Genomic DNA, 16,114 nt, shown 5'->3' on the forward strand with positions numbered 1-16,114 from the left:
GTCCTCCGTGTGCCTAGAAGCTATGCGTCCAGCGTACAGTCGCCGGCGGCGGCGGAGATGCACGTCTGGATGCGCTCGCCCTCCGCGTGCTGTTTCCCCGAGCGTAGATCGATCGCGTGGCCGGCAACGAGAGGTACGACACACGTCTGGCAGATGCCCATGCGGCAACCGAACGGCATCAAGGCACCGGACTGCTCGCCTGCCTCCAGAAGCGTCGTCGCCCCGTCGACGGTGATCGTCTTACCCGACTTCTCGAACGTGACCGTGCCACCGTCGGCCGAAGCGTCGATGCGCGATACGGCGAACCGCTCCATGTGGAGTCGATCCTCGATGCCTTCCGCCTTCCAGACGTCTTCGAGCTCGTCGAGCAACGGGAGGGGTCCGCACGCCCAGGTGTGGCGCTCGCGCCAGTCGGGGCAGACCGTGTCGAGAGAACTGAGTTTGAACTTTCCGTCACGTCGCGTGAGTTGAACGTGGCTCACGAAGTCCTCGTGCTCGGCGTGCAGTGCTGTGAGTTCGTCGGCGAACATCACGTCGGATTCCGTCGGAGCCGAGTGGATGTGCATGACGTCGGGCAATTGACCGCGCCGGTTCATCGTCCGCAACATGCCCATGACCGGAGTGATGCCACTGCCGGCAGTGATGAACAGGATCTTCTCCGGTGGCGGATCCGGCAACGCGAAGTTGCCCGAAGGCGTGGCCAGTCGAACGATGGTTCCCGACGGCACGGCCCCGCTGACGAGGTGGCTCGAGAGAAAGCCCTCGGGCATGGCCTTGACCGCGATGGAAATGCGCTTGTTCTCCCAGTTGGGAGGCGAGGTAAGTGAGTACGACCGCCAATGCCAACGGCCGTCGATATGCAGACCGATGCCGATGTACTGCCCTGGCTGGTAGTTGAAGTCGAATCCCCAACCCGGCTTGATGACGATGGTCGCCGAGTCCGTGGTCTCGGGCCGGACTTCGACGATCTGGCCGCGCAGCTCGCGGGCGGACCACAACGGATTCGCGAGGTGAAGATAGTCGTCGGGAAGCAATGGTGTGGTCAGCCGAGCCGCCGCACCGCGAAGCAGATTGAGCTTCGACCGCGCTGCCGGAACTACCGACGCTGCCGGTGCCTCGATCCAGTCCTTCAGACCCATCAGACCTCCACCTCTCACCTTCCGAACCCACTGCCTACGGTACCGTAGGTTATCAGGTTACGGTACCGTAGGTTACTTCACGGTAAGCACATTCACAGCAGGTCGAGCAAGAACGGCAACTCCTGCGCGGCGTACCACGCCAACTCGTGGTCCTCCGCGTCACCGAGCGTGAACTCGGCATCGGCGTCACCGAGATCTGCCGCGTCGACTATGCCAGCAGCGCGCTCGATGTCCGATTCTGCCTGTTCGAGGTCGACATGCACAGATGCAACCTGAGCCATCGTGACAGGACCCGCCAATCGGACTACCGAATCGTCGAGATCTGGCCGTAACTTCACATCGGCATCGTCGACGTCGGCGGCAACGACAGCACGCCGGAAGGTGACGTCACCCTCGGTTCCGGCGATCAGCCGCAGCGACGCACGCGCAGCCTCACCCATGGCGACCTCGGCCAACTCGTCGTCGTCCCCCGCCGCGTACGACTCACGCAGAGTCGGGGTGACCGCAAAAGCCGTCCGGCTCATCGGGTCGAACTCCTGATCTGCGACCAACTGCTGCAAAATCTCGACCGTCGCCGGTACGTACACCCTCATGAGACCACCTTCATGCTCGTTCGTCACCGACTCGCATCCGTCAATTCCTCGAGTGACTCGAAGATCAGCGAACGAACGACGTCGACGTCCGACATCGCGTCACGGTCGGCATTCAAACCGTAGTAGACATTTCCGTCGTACGACGTCAGGGCGATGCTGAGTGTCTGATTCTTGAGTAGTGGCGACACGGGATACATCTCGAGCATCCGAGCCCCACCGAGGTAGAGCGGAAATTGCGGCCCTGGCGCATTGGTGATCATCAAGTTGAACATTCGCTGCGACAGACTGCTGGCCGCACGCGAGCTCATCGCATGCAGCGTCGCCGGCGCAAACCCGGACATTCGCACCATCGTCTGCGCGGTGACCCGCCGACCCTGACGCGCGAATGCCTCCGTCGCATGGGCCACGTGCGAGAGCCGAACCACCGCGTTGGGTTCACCGACAGGCAGGTCGATGAGGAACGAGGAAACATGTCCGGGCGCTTGCGGATCGTCGACGTCAGGACTCTCCGGGCCGTCGGTGTAGACCGACATGGGCACCATCGCTCGCACGATGGTCGCCTCGGTCACCGGTTCACCGCGCGAGAGCAACCAGTTCCGCATCGCACCCGCGATGACGGTCAGGATCACGTCGTTGATCTCGCACCCGTACCGCGCACGAATGCGTCGATAGTCCTCCAGAGACGTCTTGGCCACCGCAAGGCGCCGATTGCGCGAGATGGTGGCATTGAGCGGGCTCGACGGGGCCACCTGGGTCGCCGTTCGAACCACTTCTGCAAGCTTCCCGAGTGCACTCACTGCCTCGGTGACGGACGTGGTCACGTCGTTGAACGCTGCACGCGCCCGCGCGATCCCCTCCCCCGGGCTCGTCACGAGATCTGCCAGTGCACTGACCAACAAGCTGGTATCGCTCGGCGGCCTGGCGGGCATCCACAATTCTTCGGGGCCTGGCGCTCGATTCTTCTCCGGATCGAAGATCACCTGACTGATCTCGGGAGCCGCCTCGCCGTCCACCAACGACGAATGAGACTTCGTGAAGATGGCAAATCTGTTTCTGGTCAGCCCCTCGACCAGGTACATCTCCCACAACGGCCTCGTGCTGTCGAGTGGTCTCGACGTCAGCCGCGCGATCAGATCCATCAGCTGTTCGTCGGAACCCGGTTTGGGCAGAGCAGATCGGCGAACGTGATAGGTGATGTCGAAATCCGAGTCGTCCACCCAGACGGGGCGGGCCAGACCGAACGCCACCTCGCGAACTCTCTGTCGGTACCGCGGAACCGATCCGAGCCGCTCTTCGACAAGTCGAAGCAACTCCTCGTGATCGATCCCGTTTCGCAGTTGCCTGAAGATCCCCAACGAGCCGACATGCATCGGCGTCGTCCCGGCTTCGAGGAAGTAGAAAGCGGCATCCTGAGTCGTCAGTCTGTTCACCATGGCTTCGTGTCCCCTCCTTCGCCGAGATCGAACAGAATCGACAACTCCTCGATGGTCGATTCCGAGCCGACGTGATGGACCCCGACCATCCCGACGGCCACAGCCGCCCGGACGTTGATTTCGAGATCATCCACGAAAACGAAATCCTCCGGCTCGACGCCCAAACGACTCGCTGCCAACAGATAGATCTCGGCGTCGGGCTTTGCCATCTCGACATCACCGGACAAGATCACGTCGTCGACCAAGACCCCGTCGCCGAGATCCCGCAACCACTGAGCACTGGCGCCGCCGGGATCGTTGCTGACGATTCCCGTCACGATTCCGCGGGCCTTCACCGCGCGCACGACCGCGCTCAAGCCGTCGAGATCCGATCCCGGACCGAACAGCACGCCACCGACATCCAACAGAAGTCCCCGCACGCCATCACCCTAAGTCGCGATGGTGATCACGGCGACATCTCGAGCGATTCGTGTCATGCTTCTCACCATCGCTCGGGGGAGCGAAGTCCGAGACAGCTGTCTCGGACGCAGGATCATCCGGGGGGATGTCATGGAGCAGGACTGCAAGATCGTTCTCGAGCCGGCGCCGCAATTCGAGCCTCACCCGCATACCGTCGTGCTGTCGCGGCCACAGTGCCGGCCAGACCGAACGCAGTGCCGGCCAGACCGAACGCAGTGCCGAACAGACCGGATGTTGCGTCGCCCGCGAAAGACGCCACACAACGGAACGTCGCCCAGTACCGGGTTCACTCACGCTCCGGAACCGCGGCTGGTAGGTGCCGACATCTTCTGGAACCGATCACTACGTCTGGTTCTCGAAACCGTCGACCGACGACGAAATCCACGGCAACTCAAGGGCGTGTTGACGCCGTCCGTCCTGGAAGTTGTTGCGAGACTTTACACTTCGGATTTCTCGGCCCGGAAGCTGGGCGGCGCGGCCGTTCACCGCACCCACGTTCAAGCAGTGTCGGAGAGTACCGCCGAAGTCTGTGCGACGTACACACGAGGCACGCAGACTTTTGCCGTCGCAGGCCGGATCGACCACACAGACGAAACAGGCTGGACGGTCACCGCACTACACGTGGTGTGACCGTCCAGCCTGCCGAGTACTGACTGCGCTAATACCTCAGCGCTTGCGCTTGGACTTCGGAGCTCGATTGCTCTTCGACTGCGTCCGTGCGGCTTCACGACGTTCGCGACGAGAGGCGGCACCGTCGCCGGTGTCGGCAGCCGAGTCACGTGTTGCCTTTGCCTTGCCGTCCTCGTCCGGGCCGGTGTACGTCAGACGCGACGGACCTTCGTCGTCAAGTCCCTTGGCGCGCAACGCCGTCGGGGCGGCAGTTCCGGCTGTCCTGGCCGCAGCCTCCTGCGTGGGGAGCGGCTTGGGCGCCGTGGCGGACGCCGCGGCGGCAGAGCCCGCGGTGACGGAAATTCCACTTGCGGGCTGCGCCGGAGCTGCCTCGACCTGCAGGTTGAAGAGGAATCCGACGGACTCTTCCTTCAATCCGTCGAGCATGCCGATGAACATGTCGTAACCCTCGCGCTGGTACTCGACCAGCGGATCGCGCTGGGCCATCGCACGCAGACCGATTCCCTCCTTGAGGTAATCCATCTCGTAGAGATGCTCACGCCACTTACGGTCCAGGACCGAGAGGAAGACACGACGCTCGAGTTCACGCATACCGTTTTCGCCGGCGATCGCATCGATCTCGGCTTCGCGCTTCTTGTACGCCGCGTGGGCGTCTTCGAGCAAAGCGGTTCGCAGGTCGTCACGGCTCAGGTCACTGTTGATGCCTGCGCCGTCCTCCCCTGCCAACGTCTTGTGATCGATGCCGACCGGGTACAGCGTCTTCAGCGCCGTCCACAGCTGCTCGAGATCCCAGTCCTCGACGTATCCCTCGGCGGTGGCACCGTCGACGTAGGCGGTGACCACGTCAGTGATCATCTGCTCGACCTGGCCTTCCATGTCCTCACCCTCGAGGATCTGGCGGCGCTCCTTGTAGATGACCGTTCGCTGCTGGTTCATGACCTCGTCGTACTTGAGGACATTCTTGCGAATTTCGAAGTTCTGCTGCTCCACCTGGGTCTGAGCGCTCTTGATGGCCTTCGAGACCATTTTGGCTTCGATCGGGACGTCGTCGGGCAGGTTCAGGCGCGTCATGATCGACTCGAGTGCCGAACCGTTGAAACGGCGCATGAGCTCGTCACCGAGCGAGAGGTAGAACCGCGATTCGCCGGGATCACCCTGACGTCCGGAACGACCACGCAACTGGTTGTCGATTCGGCGCGATTCGTGACGCTCGGTGCCCAGGACGTACAGGCCGCCGGCATCGCGGACCTTCTCGGCGTCTGCCTTGACCTCAGCCTTGACCTCGTCCAGGACTGCGTCCCAAGCCGCCTCGTACTCGTCCGGCGTCGCGACCGGGTCGAGGCCCTTCTTGCGCAGCGCGATGTCCGCGATGATGTCCGGGTTACCACCGAGCACGACGTCGGTACCGCGGCCGGCCATGTTGGTCGCGACGGTGACCGCGCCGGAGCGACCGGCCTCGGCGATGATGGTCGCTTCCTTCTCGTGGAACTTGGCGTTGAGGACGTTGTGGGCAACGCCGCGCTTGGTGAACTGCTTGGACAGGTACTCCGAGCGCTCGACGCTGGTGGTACCGATCAGGACGGGCTGGCCGTTCTCGTGGCGCTCGACGACGTCGTCGACCACCGCGTCGAACTTGGCTTCCTCGGTCTTGTAGATGAGGTCGCCGTTGTCGACTCGGACCATCGGACGGTTGGTCGGGATCGGGATCACACCGAGCGTGTAAGTCTGGTGAAGCTCGGCAGCTTCCGTCTCGGCGGTACCCGTCATGCCCGACAACTTGTCGTACAGACGGAAGTAGTTCTGCAGGGTGATGGTGGCAAGGGTCTGGTTCTCCGCCTTGATCTCCACCTTCTCCTTGGCCTCGATCGCCTGGTGCATGCCCTCGTTGTAGCGGCGGCCGACCAGCACGCGGCCGGTGAACTCGTCGACGATGATGACCTCACCGTCGCGGACGATGTAGTCCTTGTCCTTGGTGTAGAGCTCCTTGGCCTTGATCGCGTTGTTCAAGTAGCTCACCAGCGGCGAATTCGCGGCTTCGTACAGGTTGTCGATACCGAGCTGGTCCTCGACCAGTTCGACGCCCGCCTCGTGCACACCGATGGTGCGCTTGCGGATGTCGACCTCGTAGTGAACGTCCTTCTTCAGCAGCGGCGCGATGCGCGCGAACTCGCTGTACCACTTGCTGGAGCCGTCGGCCGGGCCCGAGATGATGAGGGGGGTTCGGGCTTCGTCGATGAGGATCGAGTCGACCTCGTCCACGATGGCAAACGCATGGCCACGCTGGACCAGGTCGTCCAACGAATGCGTCATGTTGTCGCGCAGGTAGTCGAACCCGAACTCGTTGTTGGTGCCGTAGGTGATGTCGGCTGCGTAGGCGACGCGGCGCTCGGCCGGCGTCATACCCGAGAGGATCACGCTGGTCTCGAGGCCGAGGGCGCGGTGAACGCGGCCCATCCACTCGGAGTCACGCTTGGCGAGGTAGTCGTTGACCGTCACCACGTGGACGCCGTCACCCGCGATCGCGTTCAGGTATGCCGGAAGAACACAGGTCAGGGTCTTGCCCTCACCGGTCTTCATCTCGGCGACGTTGCCGAAGTGCAGGGCCGCGCCGCCCATGATCTGCACGTGGAAGTGCTTCTGGTCGATCACGCGCCACGACGCCTCGCGGGCAACCGAGAATGCCTCGGGCAGCAACTCGTCGAGAGTTTCCCCGGCGGCATAGCGCTCACGGAACTCGGTGGTCTTGGCTTTGAGTTGCTCGTCTGTCAGGCCTTCGACATCGGGCGACAGAGATTCCACATGCTCGGCGATGTGCTTGAGCCGCTTGACCATGCGACCTTCACCAACACGGAGCAGCTTCGATAGCGACAGCGACGGCACAGTCTTCTTCGTCCTCAATCTTCGGCGACAGGGGGTCACACACTGAAAATCCGGCCGGGGTCCGAAAACTCCGGCCGGATTCCATGGTAGGCGCTACCGGCGGCGAGCGAGCAAACCCACCACCGATTGGGTCATGTCAGGCGGATCAATCCGTAGTCGAAAGCGTGACGACGGTAGACGACGGACGGCTTGTCCGACTCCTTGTCATGGAAGAGAAAGAAGTCGTGTCCGACCAGTTCCATCTCGTAGAGAGCGTCGTCGATGGTCATCGGCTCGGCCGGGTGATCCTTCGTGCGGACCACGCGTCCCGGGCCGTCGTACTCGTCCGGCTCTTGACCGTTCAGCGAAATGTCCGGTGTGACTCCGAGTGAGTCTGCGTCGACGAGGGAGGCGGTTGCCTCCGCGACGGACACCGGTCGCTTGTCGCCGTAATGGACCTTCTTGCGGTCCTTGGTTCGACGGAGGCGACTCTCGAGCTTGTCGATCACCGATTCGAAGGCGGCGTAGAAGCTGTCTGCGGACGCTTCGGCTCGGGCCACCGGGCCTTTACCTCGAGCGGTGATCTCGACGCGCTGGCAACTCTTGGCCTGTCGTCGGTTGCGTTCATGTTGGAGTTCCACGTCGAAGTGGAATATGGAGGGGTCGAAGTGTTCGAGTCGCGCCAGCTTTTCCGAAACGTAGATTCGGAAGTGATCGGGGATCTCGACATTTCGTCCCTTGACTACGACGTCGGATCTCGGAGCTGCGGCATTCTCGGAACGCTCGATGGTGGCGTCCTCGATGAAAAACGAGGCTTGCGAAGGGGTCGTCACTCGTACCTCCCAATTACGGCCCCGCCCCACGGTGGGCGGCGGCAAATTCTGCAAGTACCGAGAGGGGATCCGCCCGGCACCAGTATCGAAGTACCACCTCCTACCAGTATTTTCGGGTGTGCCGCCGACGCTAGTACGTAACGCGCGCGAGTGCCACTGTTCCAACGAAATTCATCTAAGCCCCTGCAAGGACAAGCACGAGAGTTGTCCGAATCCCACTGAGCGAGAGGGCCCGAACCGACTCTGCCGCAGTCGCTCCCGTGGTGAGGACGTCGTCGAGCAGGACGATGTCACTGTCCCCGGCAATCGAAGAGATCGCAGTGGTGTCGAGAGACACATGACCGTTCACGTTGGTCACCCGGTCGGCCGCGGACAGTCCCACCGAGTCACGTACACCTCGCGTCATCCGGAGAATCGGACAGACACGTACCGGACGACCCGCGACAGAACCAATTTCCCGCTTTCCACGCATACTTTCGGCTATCCGGCGAATCGGATCACCTCCGCGAGATCGCGCCGCTCGGGCGCGCGTGGGAGCCGGCACCAGCACGATCGGCGGACGACCCCCGCTGCCGAGCTCGCCCCACCGTTCCAGAGTGGCCAACGCGTCGGCCACAGCGATCCCCAGAGGCATCGCGAGGTCCCGACGACCCCGTTCCTTCATCTCGATCACACTGCGCCGCCTGGGGCCGTCGTAGCGGCCGAGTGCCCAGACGGGCACGCCCGGATCCACGCGCGGACTCAGTTGAAGCGGATGATCGCGCAGCAGTTCCGCGCACTCACCGCACCACAGAGTCCCCGAGCGGCCACACCCACCACACTCGCGTGGCAACAGCAGGTCGAGCAGACCGGCACCGAATTTCTTGTCCCCCATGGCCGAATCATGAACCTGAGCACCGACATGCATCAGAGCGCAGACATTCACCAGAGCGCAGAGGCGTCAGCCAGGCAGAACCGGAATCGCCTTCTGTCCGGTCAGCACGGTCACCTCACGCCAGCGGCGATCCCCGGCGGGGTCGTTGTTGTTCAGTTGGAACACCGCACGCGCGTCGGCGACGTACTCGGTGGTCGGCGATGCATCCACGGAGGTGACGGGAGCGGTCAGGTTTCCACTCGGCAGCGCGTCCATCCGTGAGCCGTCGATCGCGACCTGGACAACCGGTATGTCGGCTCCACTGCGCGCGATCACGATGGTGTCGCTGTTGCTCCAGTCGAGTGAGAGCGCGGTACTGCCCAAGCCGGAGGCCACTGCGCGTGGACTCGTCAGGGCGTAGACCCCGCTGGCGGTGCGCACGACCACAGCCAGGTAGACCTTGCCGTCGATGATCATCGCCGCTCGCACGCCGTCCCGCGACAGACGCAGTTCCGAGATCGTGGAACCGACCGACGTCAGGGCCCCGACGTCGACGTTGGTGACCGACACCCGGCCGGTGCCTGGTTCACGGACGACCCGAACGACGGTATTGCCGTTCACAGCCGTCCAGACCGCGTTGTTGTCCAACTCCCACGAAGGCCTGGTGATGGCGCTGCCTTCGAGTACCGGAACGGACCCTTCGCCGTATGTCCCGAGCGACAAGTCGAATCTTGTGCCGGGATCCGGCCGAGCGGTGTCCGCGACGGCTGCCACCAACTTGCCGTCCCGTGAGAGAGCAGCCGCCGTGAGGTTGCCCGCATTGCCCGCGAAACCGGGCACCGGAGTCGCCTCTTGCTCGGTGACACTCACCAGTGACCCGTTGCGCAGTGCATGCAGTCCGACTGTTGCACTCGTGGTGGCCAGTGGGTTGGTGGATGCGACGTCGGCGGTGGTCCAGCCGTCGGCATGAGCCGCGTCCAGCGGTTCGCCGTCGATCTCCAGAACGTACGGCCCTGCCACATCGGCGTTGGCGAGCGTCCAAATGACCTGTGCTGCAAACAAACCGCGAGTAGCAGCATCCATCGGGTTGTCAAGGCGGAAGTTGATGCGCACACCACCGAGACCGACTCCGACCTGTCCCGGCTTACCGTCGGCCTTGGTGATCGGACCGATCACCGACACGCCATTGCCCAGTTCGTTTCGCACAGCCGGCGCCAGCGCTGCCTTCGGTCCGTCGATCATCAGACCGATCAGCTGAGCCGCCACCTGGTCCTGCCCGCCGGAGATCCAGCGAAGATCGGGGACGACCGTCTGGCTGGTGGGGTCGAGGAAGAACAACGACTTCCGCTGGTAAGCGCCGAGGAACTGCGGACGCTCCATGATCACGCCGGGAGGCAGATCACTGATCCGCCATTCGCCGTCGGTCAACGCCAGGGTCATCCTCGCTTCGAAGCTGCCCTCTTCGGGAACGTACAGTCCTCCCGGGTCGAGGCGACCGACCTTGTTCACACGAATCGTGTAGACGGCTTCGGTGCTGGTTCGAGAAACCGAGAGCACATCGACCTTGTCGACGATGACAGCACTTGCCGCGTCGTCCCAACGCGCCGAAGCGTCCTTGGTCAGGTACTGACGGGCTGCGGCGTGCCGGTTGGACGGATCGGTACTCGCCTTGACGAAGTCACGTACCAGCAGGTCCGGCTCTCGCCCCGAGGCCGGTGATTCGACGGAGGTTCCGGGCACAGCGGTTGCCAGAGTTCCGATTGCCTGCGGCGAGGAGGATTCCGGCAAACTCGCGCACGCGCCGGTCAGCAACAGCACGCTGAGCGTTGTTGCGAGAAGTGCCAGACGACGGCGGGTTCCGATCATGATCGATCCCCACCGTTGGACTCGTTCCGTGAGTCAGTTTCGCGCGGAGTCGGCAGGGACGACGTGACCTCGCCGACGGTATCGGCGACGATGTCGGCTTCGCTCGGCGTGCGGACGAACTTTGTGGTCGTCGGCTTGAGAGGCAGTGGGCTCGACACGACTTTCTTGCCACGGGTGCGCGAGAGCGTCAGCCGGAAGCAGGCGCCGACTCCCGGTTCGCCCCAGGCCTCGAGCTTGCCGTCGTGCAGATTCGCGTCTTCGACACTGATCGCGAGGCCGAGTCCGGTGCCGCCACTGCGGCGCACGCGGGACGGGTCCGATCGCCAGAACCGGTTGAAGACCAACTTCTCCTCGCCCGGACGCAACCCGACGCCACTGTCGCGGACGATGAAGGCGAGGGCATTGTCGTCGGCGCGAAGGCGAAGCAGAATCGGCTTCCCCTCACCGTGGTCGATGGCGTTGGCAAGGAGATTTCGCAGGATGCGTTCGACGCGGCGCGGATCGACATCTGCCATGACCGGCTCGTCGGGCATGTCCACGATCAGTTCGGTGCCGGATTCGCGGGCGAGATGGCGAACCGTGGAAACGGCCGCTCGCGCACACATACGGACGTCGAGTTGTTCGGACGCAAGTTCCGCGACACCGGCGTCGTGACGGGAGATCTCGAGGAGGTCCGCCAGTAGCCCTTCGAACCTGTCCAGTTCGGCGACAAGCAGTTCCGACGACCGACGCAGCATCGGGTCGAGGTTCTCGCTGCCGTCGTAGATCAGGTCGGCTGCCATCCGGACCGTGGTCAGAGGTGTGCGGAGTTCATGGCTGACATCGGAGGTGAAGCGTTTCTGGAGACTGCCGAACTCCTCCAGCTGGGTGATCTGTTTGGACAGACTCTCGGCCATCTCGTTGAAGGACATGGCCAGGCGCGCCATGTCGTCCTCGCCGCGGACCGGCATTCGTTCCTTGAGTCGGCCGTCTGCGAAACGCACCGCGATTCGTGAGGCCGATCGGATGGGAAGCACGACCTGCCTGGCAACCAACAGCGAAATCGCAGCCAGGAGCACCAGCAACACGGCTCCACCGATCAGCAGGGTGCTTCGAACAAGCGACAGACTCCGGTCTTCGCTGGCGAGCGGGAAGATCAGGTACAGCTCGAGTCCCGATATCGACGACGCGGTGGGGCTACCGATGATCAGCGCGGGTCCGGAGTAACCGTTCGGGTTGGACACCGTCGCGAATTGGTAACTGATCTGGCCGCGTTTGACGAACTCGCGAAGGTTGTCGGGGATCTGATCGACCGGTCCCGAACTCGTCGGCTGGCGCGGCCCGTCCCCTGGCACGATGAGCACCGGGTCGAAGGTGCCGGCCGACCCGGAGGCCTGGCCCGAGGTCTGGTTTCGACGGCTCGTCAGTCCGGATGCAGCGCTTTCCAATTGAACGTTGAGCGCCGTCGAATCGTCGACGCCCGCGAGTTGGTCTTCGACGATGCCGCGGGCTCGGTCCATTTCCTCGGTCGCCGCGGTGATCTTCGTTTCCAACAGCCGATCGGTGATCTGGCTGGTCAGCACGACACCGAGAATGACGATGACGATCAAGGACAACGTCAAAGTCGAGACGACCACTCGCAATTGGAGCGAGCGTCGCCACGTGTGCGCGAGGGTGTTGCTCATCGAGTGACACCACCGCAGAAATGGCGTCAGCCGTCGGTTGAGACGACGACGCCACCTGGAAACTCCGCTCACGGCGGTCCGGCCTTGTAGCCGACCCCCCTGACCGTCAGAACCACTTCGGGATTCTCGGGATCAGTTTCGACCTTGGCGCGCAAACGCTGAACGTGCACGTTCACCAGGCGGGTGTCGGCGGCGTGGCGGTATCCCCACACCTGCTCGAGGAGGACTTCACGGGTGAACACCTGGCGCGGCTTGCGCGCCAATGCGACCAGCAGGTCGAATTCGAGTGGTGTGAGCGAGATCTGCTCGCTGCCGCGGCTGACCTTGTGTGCCGGAACGTCGATCACGATGTCGGCGATGCTCAGCAGTTCGGCCGGCTCCTCTTCCGTACGGCGCAGGCGAGCACGCACCCGCGCCACCAGCTCCTTCGGCTTGAACGGCTTCATGATGTAGTCGTCCGCACCGGATTCGAGGCCGAGCACGACGTCGACGGTGTCGGTCTTGGCCGTCAACATCACGATGGGCACGCCGGAATCCGCACGCAGAACTCGGCATACGTCGATCCCGTTCATTCCGGGAAGCATGAGATCGAGCAGGACGAGGTCGGGCCGGGTCTCACGCACTGCCGCGAGCGCCAGGGTTCCGTCGCCTACCACGTAGGGATCGAAACCCTCACCACGCAGCACGATCGTGAGCATCTCGGCGAGTGCCGTGTCGTCGTCGACAACCAGAATCCTTGGTTTCATATCCCTATCGTTGCATCTCGGAGCGATGAATCAGACCGTTACGAGGCCGTGCGGCGTGCCGCGTCTTTCCCTCTACTGTGCCGGAAAGTTCGAATCCCGGCCGCAAGGGTGACCGATCACGCGAAATCCGCGAGCCTGCGCGCCAGTTCGCCCGGGTCCGTCTCCGGCCCCACGATCCACCAGGGCGAGACCCAGTCCGTCGCTGCCAACTGCTTGTAGAGCTCACCGGTTCTGGCCTGCAGGCCGCCGTCGCGCTCGTAGGCGTCGAGCTGACGCGACGCGTCCTCGGCCTCACGCGAGCGGGCACGCTGCTCGGCCAGAGCTACCGGTACGTCGAGGTACAACTGCAGATCGGGAGCGGGAAGAGCGAGTCGACCCAACTCCAATTCACGGACCCAGGCGACCATCTCGCCGTCCACGCCCTGATGCGCGCGCGCCGCGTTGTAGGCGGCGTTGGACGCCACGTAGCGGTCGAGGAGAACAATGTCGTTGGCGGACAACAGGTCCGAGATCCGATCCGCCGCACCCGCGCGGTCCAGGGCGAACAGGACTGCCATCGCGTTCACGGATTCAGCCAGGTCTCCGTGCGATCCTTTGAGTGCCTCGGCAGCAAGATCCGCGTGGATCGACTTCCCGTACCGCGGAAAATCCAGAGTCGCGATCGACGTGCCGCCGCGGCGGAGTTCGCTCTCCACTTTGCCGATCAACGTTCGCTTTCCAGCGCCGTCGAGGCCTTCCAATGCCACCAGTGTTCCCACGGCGGACAAGCCTATCCCCCGGCCTGCTTGCGCAGACCGGGGGACGGCGGACACTACATCCTCAGTGACGAATCACCGGGTCAGTAGCGGTAGTGCTCGGGCTTGTACGGGCCTTCGACGTCGACGCCGATGTACTCTGCCTGATCCTTCGTGAGCTTGGTCAGCGTGCCACCGAGTGCCTCGACGTGGATCTTGGCGACCTTCTCGTCGAGGTGCTTCGGGAGGCGGTAGACCTCGTTGTCGTACTCGTCCGGCTTCGTCCACAGTTCGATCTGCGCGATGACCTGGTTGGAGAAGCTGTTGCTCATCACGAACGACGGGTGGCCCGTCGCGTTGCCGAGGTTGAGCAGGCGGCCTTCGGACAGCACGATGATCGAGTGGCCGTCGGCGAACGTGAACTCGTCGACCTGCGGCTTGATGTTGATCCGCGTGACGTCGCCGGACTTCTCGAGGCCGGCCATGTCGATCTCGTTGTCGAAGTGACCGATGTTGCCCAGGATGGCCTGATGCTTCATGGCCTTCATGTGCTCGAACGTGATGATGTCCTTGTTACCGGTGGACGTGATCACGATGTCGGCCCAGCCGATGGCCTGCTCGACTGTCTTGACCTCGAAGCCGTCCATGAGCGCCTGCAGGGCGTTGATGGGGTCGACCTCGGTGACCGCGACGCGAGCGCCCTGGCCGCGAAGTGCCTCGGCACAACCCTTGCCGACGTCTCCGTAACCGCAGACCAGCGCAGCCTTGCCGCCGATCAGAACGTCGGTGCCGCGGTTGATGCCGTCGAGCAGCGAGTGGCGCGTGCCGTACTTGTTGTCGAACTTGCTCTTGGTGACCGAGTCGTTGACGTTGATAGCGGGGAACGTGAGTTCACCGGCAGCGGCAACCTGGTACAGGCGCAGAACGCCCGTGGTGGTCTCCTCGGTGACGCCCTGGACGGACTCGGCGATTGCCGTCCACTTGCCCTTGTCGGACTCGAGGGACTGACGCAGAAGTGCAAGGAAGACCTTGTACTCGTCGGAATCCTGGTCGTCGTCCGTCGGCGGGACGACGCCGGCCTTCTCGAACTGTGCGCCCTTGAGCACCAGCATGGTGGCGTCGCCGCCATCGTCGAGAATCATGTTGGCAGGCTCACCCGGCCAGGTCAGCATCTGCTCGGCTGCCCACCAGTACTCTTCGAGGGTTTCACCCTTCCAGGCGAAAACCGGAACGCCCTTGGGCTCTTCCGGGGTGCCGTGCGGACCGACGACGATGGCGGCGGCAGCGTGATCCTGCGTGGAGAAGATGTTGCATGAAGCCCAGCGGACCTCGGCGCCGAGCGCGGTCAGCGTCTCGATCAGCACCGCGGTCTGAATGGTCATGTGCAGCGAGCCGGAAACGCGAGCGCCCTTGAGCGGCAACACCTCTGCGTATTCGCGACGAAGCGCCATGAGGCCGGGCATCTCGTGCTCTGCCAGACGGATTTCCTTGCGACCGAACTCCGCGAGCGAAAGATCTGCAACTTTGAAGTCGATGCCGTTACGGCTCTCGGCCACGGGCGTTGTTGAAACTGAGGTCGTCATCTGCCTCTCCTGGTTGACGTGCATACTCTGCACAAGCCTATCGGTGTACCAGGCTATCGGTTAGACGCCCTCTCCCGCCCGCCCCTCTACTGCGCGGCCCTCGCGCGCCACGTCGATGAACGGCCCGAGCAGTATGCCCAGATCCTCCGCCACCGAAGCCTCGGACTCCGGCGGCATCGAAATGTAGCTCAGCCCGAGACGCGCAATCGCCCTGGCCAGAATTCCGGCGTCGGCGGGTGACGCCTGAATCCACCCTCGCTGGAAACTCTCCGCAAGCCGCGACGACGCGCGCTCGATGATGACCGCACTGTCGGTGGTGATCAGGCGAAGCAGGTCCGGCTTGGCCTCACCGGTGAGCAGAGAGATCACCAACGGGTCGGTTGCACTGGAGGCGAAAAACGATCCGAAACCCGCCGTCAATGCCTCGACTGCACGTCCGTCGTTCGCCACCATGGCCTCGTCCACCGCGTCGACGAAGCCGTCAGCAAGGCGAAGCGCGTACGCCTCGGCAAGCCCTTGCCTCGAGCCGAACTCGTTGTAGAGCGTCTGACGACTCACACCGGCATGCTTGGCCAGAACCGTCAGCGTCACCTCGGACCAGTCGCGCTCGGTCAACAACTCACGCATCGAATCGAGCACCGACGTACGCAGCAGCAGGCGCGACGCTTCTTTCTGCGGCAGACGAGTGGGCGTCGAAGTCATGGTGACGACACTACCGCCGC

General features: G+C 63.4%; 14 protein-coding genes. 1 reads left to right on the forward strand and 13 read right to left on the reverse strand.

Annotated features, from left to right (window positions below; all coding sequences use genetic code 11):
• Positions 1-20 precede the first annotated feature (20 nt).
• The 4 genes from RhoBH5_RS04690 to RhoBH5_RS04705 all read right to left on the reverse strand — a co-directional run bounded on the left by RhoBH5_RS04690 (position 21) and on the right by RhoBH5_RS04705 (position 3,584).
• Positions 21-1,139: a ferredoxin reductase gene (locus tag RhoBH5_RS04690; protein ID WP_003940928.1), complete on the reverse strand. Its 1,119-nt coding sequence runs from the start codon at positions 1,137-1,139 to the stop codon at positions 21-23.
• Between the two features lie 92 nt (positions 1,140-1,231).
• Complete coding sequence (locus RhoBH5_RS04695) at positions 1,232-1,732, reverse strand: DUF6912 family protein (RefSeq protein WP_030535010.1); 501 nt, start codon at positions 1,730-1,732, stop codon at positions 1,232-1,234.
• Positions 1,733-1,755: 23 nt separating this feature from the next.
• Entirely contained in the window at positions 1,756-3,165 is a 1,410-nt protein-coding gene (locus tag RhoBH5_RS04700; RefSeq protein ID WP_007731194.1) for a WS/DGAT/MGAT family O-acyltransferase, read from the reverse strand.
• Complete coding sequence (locus RhoBH5_RS04705; protein WP_003940859.1) at positions 3,159-3,584, reverse strand: HAD-IA family hydrolase; 426 nt, start codon at positions 3,582-3,584, stop codon at positions 3,159-3,161. Before RhoBH5_RS04705 ends, RhoBH5_RS04700 begins: the two co-directional genes overlap by 7 nt.
• 271 nt (positions 3,585-3,855) lie before the next feature.
• On the opposite strand from RhoBH5_RS04705, the gene RhoBH5_RS04710 reads away from it, so the two are divergent.
• On the forward strand, positions 3,856-4,254 hold the full coding sequence (locus RhoBH5_RS04710; RefSeq protein WP_270007986.1) for an Rv3235 family protein: 399 nt from the start codon (positions 3,856-3,858) through the stop codon (positions 4,252-4,254).
• Between the two features lie 36 nt (positions 4,255-4,290).
• Here the strand turns inward: RhoBH5_RS04710 and secA are convergent, their stop codons facing one another.
• The 9 genes from secA to RhoBH5_RS04755 form a co-directional block, all read right to left on the reverse strand.
• On the reverse strand, positions 4,291-7,134 hold the full coding sequence (gene secA, locus RhoBH5_RS04715; RefSeq protein ID WP_270007987.1) for a preprotein translocase subunit SecA: 2,844 nt from the start codon (positions 7,132-7,134) through the stop codon (positions 4,291-4,293).
• Between the two features lie 131 nt (positions 7,135-7,265).
• Positions 7,266-7,946 (reverse strand): ribosome hibernation-promoting factor, HPF/YfiA family, encoded by a 681-nt coding sequence (hpf, locus tag RhoBH5_RS04720; protein WP_003940893.1) that lies wholly within the window; start codon positions 7,944-7,946, stop codon positions 7,266-7,268.
• 175 nt (positions 7,947-8,121) lie between these two features.
• On the reverse strand, positions 8,122-8,853 hold the full coding sequence (locus RhoBH5_RS04725; RefSeq protein ID WP_064074961.1) for a ComF family protein: 732 nt from the start codon (positions 8,851-8,853) through the stop codon (positions 8,122-8,124).
• A 33-nt stretch (positions 8,854-8,886) separates the two neighbouring features.
• Complete coding sequence (gene lpqB, locus RhoBH5_RS04730) at positions 8,887-10,665, reverse strand: MtrAB system accessory lipoprotein LpqB (protein ID WP_003940768.1); 1,779 nt, start codon at positions 10,663-10,665, stop codon at positions 8,887-8,889.
• Positions 10,662-12,401 (reverse strand): MtrAB system histidine kinase MtrB, encoded by a 1,740-nt coding sequence (gene mtrB / locus RhoBH5_RS04735; RefSeq protein ID WP_042450112.1) that lies wholly within the window; start codon positions 12,399-12,401, stop codon positions 10,662-10,664. Before mtrB ends, lpqB begins: the two co-directional genes overlap by 4 nt.
• On the reverse strand, positions 12,398-13,075 hold the full coding sequence (mtrA, locus tag RhoBH5_RS04740; protein ID WP_003941013.1) for an MtrAB system response regulator MtrA: 678 nt from the start codon (positions 13,073-13,075) through the stop codon (positions 12,398-12,400). The genes mtrB and mtrA overlap by 4 nt, the downstream gene beginning before the upstream one ends.
• Before the next feature lie 116 nt (positions 13,076-13,191).
• On the reverse strand, positions 13,192-13,833 hold the full coding sequence (locus RhoBH5_RS04745; RefSeq protein ID WP_007731190.1) for a dTMP kinase: 642 nt from the start codon (positions 13,831-13,833) through the stop codon (positions 13,192-13,194).
• Positions 13,834-13,913: 80 nt separating this feature from the next.
• The gene (gene ahcY, locus RhoBH5_RS04750; RefSeq protein WP_003940766.1) at positions 13,914-15,392 is read right to left on the reverse strand and encodes an adenosylhomocysteinase; all 1,479 of its coding nucleotides are present in this window, start codon (positions 15,390-15,392) and stop codon (positions 13,914-13,916) included.
• 60 nt (positions 15,393-15,452) lie between these two features.
• On the reverse strand, positions 15,453-16,094 hold the full coding sequence (locus RhoBH5_RS04755; RefSeq protein ID WP_003941024.1) for a TetR family transcriptional regulator: 642 nt from the start codon (positions 16,092-16,094) through the stop codon (positions 15,453-15,455).
• Positions 16,095-16,114: the final 20 nt, after the last annotated feature.

The sequence above is a fragment of the Rhodococcus sp. BH5 genome (assembly GCF_027583855.1).
GTDB classification, from domain to species: domain Bacteria; phylum Actinomycetota; class Actinomycetes; order Mycobacteriales; family Mycobacteriaceae; genus Rhodococcus_F; species Rhodococcus_F qingshengii.

Excerpts from the sequence above, each read along its gene's own strand:
- RhoBH5_RS04700 (WP_007731194.1), bottom strand. The coding sequence starts at position 3,165 with ATGGTGAACAGACTGACGACTCAGGATGCCGCTTTCTACTTCCTCGAA.
- RhoBH5_RS04725 (WP_064074961.1), bottom strand. The coding sequence starts at position 8,853 with ATGCATGTCGGTGCTCAGGTTCATGATTCGGCCATGGGGGACAAGAAA.
- ahcY (WP_003940766.1), bottom strand. The coding sequence starts at position 15,392 with ATGACGACCTCAGTTTCAACAACGCCCGTGGCCGAGAGCCGTAACGGC.
- mtrA (WP_003941013.1), bottom strand. The coding sequence starts at position 13,075 with ATGAAACCAAGGATTCTGGTTGTCGACGACGACACGGCACTCGCCGAG.
- RhoBH5_RS04695 (WP_030535010.1), bottom strand. The coding sequence starts at position 1,732 with ATGAGGGTGTACGTACCGGCGACGGTCGAGATTTTGCAGCAGTTGGTC.
- lpqB (WP_003940768.1), bottom strand. The coding sequence starts at position 10,665 with ATGATCGGAACCCGCCGTCGTCTGGCACTTCTCGCAACAACGCTCAGC.
- RhoBH5_RS04690 (WP_003940928.1), bottom strand. The coding sequence starts at position 1,139 with ATGGGTCTGAAGGACTGGATCGAGGCACCGGCAGCGTCGGTAGTTCCG.
- RhoBH5_RS04755 (WP_003941024.1), bottom strand. The coding sequence starts at position 16,094 with ATGACTTCGACGCCCACTCGTCTGCCGCAGAAAGAAGCGTCGCGCCTG.
- RhoBH5_RS04710 (WP_270007986.1), top strand. The coding sequence starts at position 3,856 with ATGTTGCGTCGCCCGCGAAAGACGCCACACAACGGAACGTCGCCCAGT.